Below are 10,312 nucleotides of genomic sequence, written 5' to 3'. Positions count from 1 at the left end.
CCCGGCGTTTCCCCGCCTCGCGTTCGGCCGCCCACCGGTCCCCGGCCCGGCGTTCCCCCGCCTCGTGCCCCCCGGCCGCGCGTCACCGCTGCCCCAGCGCCCGCTTGGACCGCCAGGCCGCCAGCAGCAGCGCGGGCAGCCCGATCAGCACCAGCCACACATGCCCGGACGTCCCCTGCCGGAGCGGCTCGCGCAGCAGGTCCGTGGCCGGGCCCCCGTCCGCGGGGAGCACGCCGACGGACCGGCGCAGCCACAGGGCCGTCACCGGCGCCACGGCCGTCAGCGCCCACCGGCCGGCCACGGCCCGCCCCTCGCGCTCCCATCCCGCGACCAGCACCGCCGCCCCGACCGCCGCCACGGCGAACGTCACCGGGTCCAGCAGCGCGATCAGGGCGTACAGCGTGCCGAGCCAGACGTACCCCCAGGGGCTCCGCAGGCCGCCGGGACCGACGTAGCGGACCCGGCAGCGCACCGCCCCCGCGCGTGAGCCCGTCGCCGCCCAGGCCCACAGGGTCAGTCCGACGGCGAACGCCGACGGCGGGGCCGGGCCGCCCCCCGCGGCCCCGACGCCCGCGGGCGGCCCCGCGAGATGGCCGCCCCACAGCCACGCCACCGCGAAGAGTCCGAGGACCGGCGCCCACGGCCGGTCCGTCAGCATGCGGGTGAAACGGCCCGTCCCGGTGAGCAGCACCAGCAGGCCGACCGGCCCGGTCACCGCCGCGCGGCTCAGCGGCTCGCGCCACCACGCGAGCGACATCGCGAGCCAGAGCAGGGCGCCGAGAAGCCGGTACGGCGCCGGACGCCGGAGGGGGCGGACGGTGGGGCGCATCGCTCGCGCACTCCCTCTCCCGGGCCCTGTTCCCGGCGGCTGGGCCGCATGGTGGATCCCGACGATCGTGACCACGACGCGGCTCATACCGGTCGATATCGTGCTGAAACGCATGATAGGCCAGGTGACCATGTGGAGAACTGACCGGCTCCGTCGACCGCCGTCCCCACCGAACGACCGACGCGTGCTCCTCCTCTGGTTCTTCGTGTTCGCCCTGCTGTTCGCCGGCGCGCAGTCGGCCCGGACACAGGGCCGCGCGGCCATGGACACCCGTCAGTACCTGGCCCACAGCTACATGCTCCAGGGACTCGGCAGACAGGAGGCCTCCCGGCGGGCGGTGGACTACTTCTGCGACAGCGTGCGGGTCCGCTCGGCGCAGCACGACAGCGCGGACCTCGCCCACTACCGCGAGCACGACGAGGGCCGGACCGCCGAGCGCGAATGCAGACGGACGATGGGGGAGCGCGTCGCGCGCAACGCCGGACGCACCGGCTTCAGCGGCTACATGGCCCTCTTCAGCGACCCGCGGATGTCCGAGATCTTCGCCACCAGGCCCGGCTACCCCCTGTACACCGTGCCCTTCGTCAGCGGACTCGGGCCGGTCGTCGGCCTGTGGCTCGCCGCGGTCGTGGCGACCGTCGCGGCGAGCGGCCTCGTCGTGCTCGTCCTGCGCGCACTCGGGGTCTCCGTGCCGCTGGCCCTGACCGGGCAGGTGCTCTACTACGCGCTGCCGACCGGGCAGGAGTCCATGCTGCCCCTGTGCGAGGGGCTGCTGCTGTGCCTGCTGCTCGCCGGCGTCCTCGGCTGCGTCCGTGTGCTGCGGGGACGTGTCGGGTCGGGGACGACGATCGCCGTCCTCGGCTTCGCCGGCGCCGCCGTCGTCAAGTACGCGCAGACCCTGCTCGCCGTCGCCGGGATCGCCGTCGTGACCGCGGTGCTGCTGTGCGCGCGCCGGCTGCGGGGGGAGCGCCCGCCGCGCCCGGAGCGGGTGCTCCTCGTGACGACGGCGGCCCTCGCGGTCGCGATCGAGCTCGTCGTGCTCGCCTACGGGCTGCCGAGCACGAAGGCCAGCCTGGAGGAACTGCTCTCCGTCCACTACACCAGGCGCCCGGTCGCCGACCCCGGCCCCGAGTTCTGGCGGCTGAGCCTCGCCTTCTGGCGGGAATGGCTGCGCGACGCGCTCGCGCAGCCCCTGGTCCTGCTGCTGCTCGGCTGCGGAGCGTGGGGCGCCTTCCGCCACTGCCGGGCGTTCGCCTGCCTGCTCGTCGGCGTCGCCCTCGCGGGCCTGGCGAACCAGGCCGGGCACCCCGAGGTGTCCGTCGGGCCCCGGCTGATGGTGATGGCGATGCTGCTGCCCGTGTGCGGGATCCCCCTGCTGCTGGAAACCCACGTGCGCCGCGCCGGCGCGCGAGGGAGGAACCCGGCCCCGCCCTCGCGCGCGGGCCGGCGCGTCCCGGCGCCGGCCTCCCGCTGACCGGCGGTCAGCTGTACTCCGGCAGCCGCGCCGAACGGTCGACCGCCGCCGGGATCCTGACGACCGCGTCGTCGCCGCCCGCCGCTCCCGGCGCCTCGCCCAGCAGGACGCGCCGGACGACGCGTTCCGCGGCCCGGCCGTCGTCGTACTCGCAGAACCGCTCCCGGAACGCGGCCCGCAGCCGGGCCGACTCGGCGTCCCGCCAGGCGCCGGAGGCGAACGTCCTCACCAGCTCCTCGTCCGAGCGCGTCACCCGGCCCGGCGGCTCGGCCGTGATGTCGAAGTAGGCGCCGCGGGCCGCACGGTAGGCGGCCCAGTCGTCGGCGTGCACCACGATCGGCCGGTCCAGCAGGGCGTAGTCGAACATCAGCGCCGAGTAGTCGGTGACCAGGGCGTCCGCGGCGAGCAGCACGTCCTCCACGTGCCGCTCGTCGGTGACGTCGCTCAGCGCGCCGCGCCGGTGCAGGTCGCGCAGGACCAGGGCCCGCTCGGGGTGCCGGGCCAGGCTCGGATGCAGCCGCACCAGGAGCCGGTGCCCGGGAGGGAGGGAGGCGGCCAGGTTCTCCAGGTCCACCCGCCACACGTGACGGCCCCTGCGGTAGTCGCGCGGGGTCGGCGCGTACAGCACGACCGTCTCGGACGCCTCGATGCCCAGCCGCGCGCGCAGCCCGGCGCCGCGCTCGCCCCCGCCCCGCACCAGGACGTCGTTGCGGGGACTGCCGCTGCGCAGCGACGCGAAGTGACAGGGAAAGGCCCGCTGCCACACCTCCTCGGAGTGCCGGTTGGCGACCAGGCTGACGTCCCAGCGGTCGCTGCGCCGGAGCATGCCGCGCACGTCGGCCCCGTGCCGGGCGCCCGGCCGGTCGAGGAGGTCCAGCGCCATGTACTTGAGCGGGGTGCCGCGGTGGGTCTGGACGTGCACCGACCCCCGGCGCTTCACCAGGTCGCCGGCCCAGTTGCAGTCGTTGACCCAGTGCTTGGCGCGGGCCATCACCCGGTAGTAGCGCCAGGATCCCGTCGTCACGAAATCGGTCCCCGGCGGCACCTGGTCCACCGCGTCGGGCCGGACGACCCACACGCCCCGCACGTGCGGGGCGAGTTCGGCGGCCCGCGCGTGGATCGCCAGCGGGTCGCCGTTCACGGCGCGGCTGTGCCCGGCGGAGTACACGGCGAGCGACGGGTCGAGGCGCCGCCGCAGCTGGAGGCGGTACCAGCACCGCTTGACCCGCCGGGCGAAGAGCTCGCGCAGCCGGGCCGCCCGGCGCCCCGCCGCATGCCCGCCGCGCCGCCACAGGCCCAGACAGAGGTGGGCCCGGTGGTAGGGGGCGAGCGCCAGCAGCCGGATCTCCGTACGGCGGCTGTCCGGCGGCGGCACGAAGCCCGGCGGCACGTGCCTGCGGTAGAAGGCCCGGATCCGGCGGTGGAACTCCTTGCGGTCGCCGCGCAGCACCCGTTCCGGGCGGGCCACCGTGAACAGCATGTGATCCAGCGCCCGTTCGAACAGCAGCGGCCGCGCCCAGTCGAGGCCGGGCCGCTCGGCGAGGTACGCGAACAGCCCCTCGTACTGGTCGAAGATGTCGAAGTGCTTGCGTCCGGGGGTGCGGGTGATCGCCCCCTGCCGTCGCTGCCGGTACTCGACGCCCACCCGGTCCAGACAGGCGATCCGCTCGGCCGTGACCATCGTCTGGTAGGTGACGGGCGCGTCCTCGTACAGCCCCGGCCGGTACGCGAAGCCGTGTTCGACGAAGAAGTCCCGCCGGTAGGCCTTGTTCCAGGCGACCAGGAACAGCCGCAGGTACTCGGGGTGCTCGCGGACGGCGAAGGTGTCGGCGCCGGCCTGTTCGAGCAGGTCCGCCGCGTCGCTGCGGCCCGCGCGGCCCCACCAGTGGGTGCGCACGTGGTCGAAGACCAGGATGTCGGGGTCGCGGGTCGCGTCGAGCCGGTCGGCGACCGCGCGCAGCAGCCCGGGCGTGTAGCGGTCGTCGCTGTCGAGGAACAGGACGTAGTCGCCGGTGGCGTGCGGCAGACCGGCGTTGCGGGCGCGGCCCAGACCGACGTTCTCGGGCAGGTGGACGGCCTTCAGCCGGGGGTCGCGCGCCGCGTACTCGTCGAGGATGGCTCCGCAGCCGTCGGGCGAGCAGTCGTCGACGGCGATCACCTCGACGTCGTCGAACGACTGGCCGAGCACGGAGTCGAGGCACTCGCGCAGGAAGCCCTGCACCTTGAAGACGGGGACGATGACACTGAAGCGGGGCACGAAGGTCAGCTCCTCGTAGAGGTCGTGACGGCTGCGGGCGCGGGGGTGCGCCGGGCGAGCGGGACGGCGGGCTCGATGCGCTCGGCGGGCTCCCCGAGCAGCACCCGGCGCACGACGCGCTCGGCGGCCCGGCCGTCGTCGAACTCGCAGAACCGGGCGCGGAAGCGGGCGCGCAACGCGGCCGCCTCGGGGCCGGCCCAGCGGCCGGAGCGGAAGACGTCGGCCAGCTCCTCGGGGGTGCGGGCGACCGGGCCCGGCGGGGAGCCCGGGAAGTCGAACGTGACGCCCCGCGTCTCGCGGTACACGTCCCAGTCGTCGGCGTACACGACGACGGGCCGGTCGAGGTTGGCGTAGTCGAACACGATCGACGAGTAGTCGGTGACCAGGGCGTCGGCCGCGAGGCAGACGTCCTCCGACGAGCGGTGCCCGGTGACGTCGATGATCCGCCCGTGCCGCGCGCGGGCCCGGTCGTCGTCGTGGAAGTAGTGGGCGCGCAGCAGGACGACGAAGTCGTCGCCGAGGGCGTCGCACAGCGCCCCGAGGTCGAGGCGGGTGTCGCTCGCGGCGTCGTGGTCGCGGTGGGTGGGCGCGTACAGGAGCGCGGTGCGGCCCTCGGGCACGCCGAGCTCGCGGCGCACCCGGCGCACGTCGTCCGCCGACGCCGTGTAGTAGACGTCGTTGCGCGGATAGCCGTACTCGAGCATCTCGTACGAGGAGGGGAAGGACCGCTCCCACACCTCGGTGGACAGCCGGTTGGAGCTGAGGTTGTAGTCCCAGCGGTCGATCCGGCCGAGCAGCCGGTCGAAGCTTCCGGTGGCGGCGGCGACCACCGGGTGGTCCGCCTGCTCGACGCCCATCTTCTTCAGCGGGGTGCCGTGCTGCGTCGACAGGTGCACGCTGCCGCGCCGTTTGACGACGGCCCCCTCGAAGTTGGCGTTGTTGACGAGGTACTTGGCGCGGGCGAGCACCTGCCAGTAGCGGCGGCTGCCGATGACGGCGTGCTCGACGCCCTCCGGCAGCGTGTGCGCCTGGTCGGCCTCGACGAGGAACACCGCGCGCACGTGCGGGGCGAGTTCGGCGGCCTTGGCGTGGATCGCGGCCGGGTTGCAGGCGTACCCGCGGCCCCAGTAGGCGCAGTACACGGCCAGTGCGGGGTCGATCGGGCGCAGCAGCTGGCTCCGGTAGTACAGACGGGTGCGCAGCGTCCGGGCGCGGGGCATCCGCCGGACGGCGGCCGCGACCCTGCGGTTGGCGCCGCGCAGCGCCCGGAACGCGGTGTACGCGCCGGCCGCCAGCAGGCGGTGCTGCACGCCGAGGCTGCCGGGGGGCCGGCGGAATCCCGCCGGGCGGTGGCGCCGGTACAGCCTGCCCGCACGGCGGAAGAAGGCGCGGCGGCGCCCGGCCAGCCGGGTGGGGTGCGCGGCGGTCTTCAGGACGGCGGCGAAGAGCTGCTCGAACAGCGGGCCCGACCGGTCCTCGCCGAGCCCGGCGTCGGCCGCCCGCGCCATCACCAGCTCGACCCGCTCCAGCAGCTCCATGTGGTGGGCGCCCGGCTGGTTGAGCGGGTCGCCCTGGCGGCGCAGCAGATGCCGGACGACGACCGACCGCAGGACCGCGACCCGCCCCGCGTGCACGCCGACCAGCCCGCCGAAGCCGACGTCGGTGAAGTGCCCCTCGGGAAAGACGAGCGCGTGCTCGGCGAGGAACGACCGCCGGTACAGCGTGCCCCACACCGGCAGCCGCACCCCGCTGACCTGCGGCGCCTCGACGGGGGCGAAGGCGTCCTTCGGCGCCGTCGCCAGCAGCGGCGCCGCCGGGTTGGCCGCCTCGCCCTCCCACCAGGGCACGCGCTCGTGCTCGGCGTACAGGACGTCCACGTCGCCGGTCTGCGCGAGACGGGCGTCCAGCGCCGCGAGGGCGCCCGGGGCGAGGGTGTCGTCGCCGTCGAGGAACAGCACGTACGCCCCGGTCGCCGCGCGCAGCCCGGCGTTGAGCGCTCCGGCGCGGCCCAGCGACGGCCGTGACCGCACGGGCCTCACCCGCGCGTCGCGCCGCGCGTGACGGGCGGCCACGGCCTCGGCCGTCGAGCCGGGCGCGTCGGAGACCGGGATCACCTCGACGTCGCCGTGGGACTGGGCGAGGACGGAGTCCAGCGCCAGGGACAGCCGGCCCTCCCCCACTCGCGTGTCCACACGGCCGGGGGGACCCCCGTCCCCGTAGGACGGGACGATGATGCTGAAGCGGGGCATGCTGCTCTTTCTGTGTCTTCTCGGTGCGGTGCCTGGTGCTCAGGCCGGACGACCGCGGCCGGGGCGTCCGGTCGGGCGCCAGGTGGACGGCCGGGTCGGGGTGGGCCGCGACGAACCGGTGGGCATGCGGACTCCCTGGGGGCGGAAGGCGGATCAGCGGCGGTCGGCGACGGAACGGGGACCGGCGGGCCGCGGCACGACGGCACGCGACGGCCGCCCCGACGACACCCCCGGCTCGGCGCTCGACCCGGCCGCAGGCTCGACCGGCGCAGGCCCCGTGACGGGCCCCGGCAGGGCCGCCTCGGCGGTCGCCGCCGCCGTGGCCGCCGCCGACGGGACGGGCCGGCGGTCGGCGAGCGGCGTCACCGGGAGCGGCTCCGGCTCGCCCAGCACCACCCGCCGTACGACGCGCTCGGCGGCGCGGCCGTCGTCGTGCGGGCAGAACCGCTCGCGGAACGCGGCGCGCAGCTGCGCCGAGCGGGAGCCGCGCCAGTGGCCGGTCGCGAAGATGTCGATCAGCTCGTCCTCGCTGCGCGCCACCGCGCCCGGCGGGAAGGACCGCAGGTCGAAGTAGGTGCCGCGGGCCGCCTCGTAGGCCTCCCAGTCCTCGGCGTGCACCACGATCGGGCGGTCCAGGTTGGCGTAGTCGAACATCAGCGACGAGTAGTCGGTGACCAGGACGTCCGAGGCCAGGCAGAGGTCCTCCACGCTCGGATGGCCGCTGACGTCGACGACTCCGGGCGCGGGGCGGTCGACTAGCGGGTCCTGCCAGTAGTGGGCGCGGGCCAGGATCACGAAGCGCGGGCCCAGCCGGCGCAGGACGCGCTCCAGGTCCAGGGGGCAGCGCTGGGCGCGCCGGTAGTCGCGGTGGGTGGGCGCGTACAGGACGGCGACGGCGTCGGGGGGGATGCCGAGACACTCGCGCAGCCGGGCCACGTCCCGCGCGGTCGCCCGCTGGAAGACGTCGTTGCGGGGATAGCCGTACTCGAGGGTCTCGTAGCGTCCCGGGTAGACCCGCTCCCAGGTGAGCGTGGTGTGGCGGTTCGCGGACAGGACGTAGTCCCACTTGTCGACGCCCCGGAGCAGCTCGTCGAAGTCCGTGCCGCGGGCGGCCGCCGGACGGTCCTGGAGGTCGAGGCCCATGTGCTTGAGGGGGGTGCCGTGCTGGGTCTGGACGAAGACCTGACCGGGGCGCTTGACCAGCCGCCGGTCGAAGTTGACGTTGTTCACCAGGTACTTGGAGCGGGCCAGCGCCGTCCAGTAGGCGGCCGTGCCGGGCCGCACCCGGCGCGGGCCCGGCGGGACGGCGTCCTGGTGCTCGGGGCGGGCGATCCACGCCGTGCGCACCTGCGGCGCCAGCTCGCGGAACGCGGCCTCCAGGGCGCCCGGGTTGCAGCCGTGGCCGCGGCCCCAGTACGCGGCGAACACGGCACGGTCCGCGCGCAGCGGAAGCCTCAGCTGGATGCGGTAGTGGGCCTGGAGCAGGGCCGCCCGCAGGGCGCGGGCGAGTTTCGCCGCCGCCTTGTGGGTGCGCCTGCGCAGCGTCATGGACGCCTCCAGCGCCCGGTAGGTGCGGTGCACGCCGAAGTGGACCAGGGTGTGGCGCAGCCGGGAACGCAGCGAGACCGACGCGCCGGGCATGCGGTAACGGCGGTAGTGCGCACGGGCCCTGCGCAGGAACTCGGCGCGCGAGCCGCGCGGCAGGCGGTCCCGCTTGGTGAACACGGTCGACAGGTGGTCGACCATGCGCCGGAACAACACCGGCCGCCAGCGGGCCAGTTCGGGCCGCTGCTCGACGAACGCGAAGACGCGGTCGTACTGCTCGAAGACGTCGAAGTGCCCCCGGCTCGTGGTGGACAGGATGCTGCCCCGGCGGCGCTGGCGGTAGTGCACGCAGACCCGGTCCAGGGTGGCCAGCGTGCGCGCCGCCATCAGCGCGGGGTACGTCCACGGCGTGTCCTCGTAGTAGCCGGGCGGGAAGCGCAGCCCCGTCGCCCGGACGAACTCCCGCCGGTAGGCCTTGTTCCAGGCCACCATCAGCACCCTGAGCAGTCCCGGGCGGTCCTCGAGCCGGAAGGGCGCGGGCCCCTCCTCGGCGAGCTGCTCCGCGAACTTGTTGCGGACGGTCTCACCCGTCCAGTACGTGCTCGCGTAGTCGTAGACCAGCACGTCGGGCCCGCCCGTGGCCTCCAGCCGGTCGGCGATCGCGCGCAGCGCGCCCGGGGTGAGGGTGTCGTCGGAGTCGAGGAAGAGCAGGTAGTCGCCGGTGGCCCGCTCCAGGCCGGCGTTGCGGGCAGGCCCCAGGCCGACGTTCTCCGGCAGGTGCACGGCCCGCACCCGCGCGTCCCGGGCCGCGAACTCGTCGATGATCTCGCCGCAGGCGTCCGGCGACCTGTCGTCGACCGCGATCAGTTCGAGATCGGTGTACGACTGGGACAGCACCGATTCGAGGCACTCGTGCAGGTACGCCTGAACCTTGTACGCGGGGACGATGACACTGAACCTGGGCAAGGGACATCCATGGGTCGGCGCGGGCGGTAGACAGGGCCTTGCCCGGAAACGGCCGATGGAGTGACTTGGTTACGGTTTCTGCGGCATACGGGGGATTGCGGGTGAACGAACGGGGGCGGGCCGGTGACCCGGCCCGCCCCCCTTCTCCCGGCGACCGGGCGCTACTTGACGGCGCCCGCCATCACGCCGGACACGAACTGCCGCTGGAACGCGAAGAACACGGCCAGCGGGATCACCATCGAGATGAACGCGCCGGGCGCGAGCACGTCGATGTTGTTGCCGAACTGCCGTACCTGGGTCTGGAGGGCCACGGTGATCGGCTGGCTGTCGGCGTTGGTGAACACCAGCGCGACCAGCATGTCGTTCCACACCCACAGGAACTGGAAGATGCCCAGGGACGCGATCGCGGGGGCGCCCAGCGGCATCACGACCCTGGCGAACAGGCGCAGTTCACCCGCCCCGTCCAGACGGGCCGCCTCCAGCAGCTCGCGGGGGATCTCCGCGAAGAAGTTGCGCAGCAGGAACACCGCGAACGGCAGCCCGAACCCGACATGGAACAGGACGACGCCCAGGATGTTCCCGAACAGGCCGATCTTGCCGAACAGTTCGGCGATCGGGATGAGCGCCACCTGCACCGGCACGACCAGCAGCCCGACGACGCCCAGGAACCACCAGTCGCGCCCCGGGAACTCCATCCACGCGAACGCGTAGCCCGCGAGGGAGCCGATGAGGACGACCAGCACCGTGGCCGGCACCGTGATGAGCACGGTGTTGACCAGGGAACCGGTGATGTCGCCGTTCTCCAGCAGCTTGTGGTAGCTGTCGAAGGTGAGTTGGGAGGGCTTGGAGAACACCTCCCACCAGCCGCTCGCGCTCATGTCCTCGGGAGCGCGGAGCGAGGAGACGAGCAGCCCGACGGTCGGCACCAGCCAGAACAGGGCGACGACGATCAGAAAGGCGCGGACCAGCCCGCCGTTGAGCTTGTTCATGAT

General features: G+C 74.3%; 6 protein-coding genes. 1 reads left to right on the top strand and 5 read right to left on the bottom strand.

Annotation, left to right across the window (positions count from 1 at the left end; translation table 11 throughout):
* Positions 1 to 82: 82 nt before the first annotated feature.
* Positions 83 to 829, bottom strand: coding sequence for a hypothetical protein (locus KMS84_RS23790; RefSeq protein ID WP_256918463.1), 747 nt, complete (start codon positions 827 to 829; stop codon positions 83 to 85).
* A gap of 184 nt (positions 830 to 1,013) precedes the next feature.
* Here KMS84_RS23790 and KMS84_RS23785 point away from each other — a divergent pair, with 184 nt between their 5' ends.
* The gene (locus KMS84_RS23785; RefSeq protein ID WP_256918462.1) at positions 1,014 to 2,303 is read left to right on the top strand and encodes a hypothetical protein; all 1,290 of its coding nucleotides are present in this window, start codon (positions 1,014 to 1,016) and stop codon (positions 2,301 to 2,303) included.
* Between the two features lie 7 nt (positions 2,304 to 2,310).
* Here the strand turns inward: KMS84_RS23785 and KMS84_RS23780 are convergent, their stop codons facing one another.
* The 4 genes from KMS84_RS23780 to KMS84_RS23765 all read right to left on the bottom strand — a co-directional run bounded on the left by KMS84_RS23780 (position 2,311) and on the right by KMS84_RS23765 (position 10,309).
* Entirely contained in the window at positions 2,311 to 4,560 is a 2,250-nt protein-coding gene (locus KMS84_RS23780; protein WP_256918461.1) for a bifunctional glycosyltransferase/CDP-glycerol:glycerophosphate glycerophosphotransferase, read from the bottom strand.
* Between the two features lie 5 nt (positions 4,561 to 4,565).
* Positions 4,566 to 6,809, bottom strand: coding sequence for a bifunctional glycosyltransferase/CDP-glycerol:glycerophosphate glycerophosphotransferase (locus tag KMS84_RS23775; RefSeq protein ID WP_256918460.1), 2,244 nt, complete (start codon positions 6,807 to 6,809; stop codon positions 4,566 to 4,568).
* Between the two features lie 153 nt (positions 6,810 to 6,962).
* Complete coding sequence (locus KMS84_RS23770) at positions 6,963 to 9,320, bottom strand: bifunctional glycosyltransferase/CDP-glycerol:glycerophosphate glycerophosphotransferase (RefSeq protein WP_256918459.1); 2,358 nt, start codon at positions 9,318 to 9,320, stop codon at positions 6,963 to 6,965.
* Positions 9,321 to 9,481: 161 nt separating this feature from the next.
* Entirely contained in the window at positions 9,482 to 10,309 is an 828-nt protein-coding gene (locus KMS84_RS23765; protein ID WP_256918465.1) for a carbohydrate ABC transporter permease, read from the bottom strand.
* Positions 10,310 to 10,312 lie beyond the last annotated feature (3 nt).

Source organism: Streptomyces hilarionis, from assembly GCF_024539675.1.
In the GTDB taxonomy this organism is placed as follows: Bacteria; Actinomycetota; Actinomycetes; order Streptomycetales; family Streptomycetaceae; genus Streptomyces; species Streptomyces hilarionis.
Note: the sequence above shows the minus strand (reverse complement) of the source record. Positions and strands in the feature narration are given on the sequence as shown.

Bases quoted from the DNA above. Each gene is read 5' to 3' on its own strand.
- KMS84_RS23790 (WP_256918463.1), bottom strand. From the start codon at position 829: ATGCGCCCCACCGTCCGCCCCCTCCGGCGTCCGGCGCCGTACCGGCTT.
- KMS84_RS23765 (WP_256918465.1), bottom strand. From the start codon at position 10,309: ATGAACAAGCTCAACGGCGGGCTGGTCCGCGCCTTTCTGATCGTCGTC.
- KMS84_RS23775 (WP_256918460.1), bottom strand. From the start codon at position 6,809: ATGCCCCGCTTCAGCATCATCGTCCCGTCCTACGGGGACGGGGGTCCC.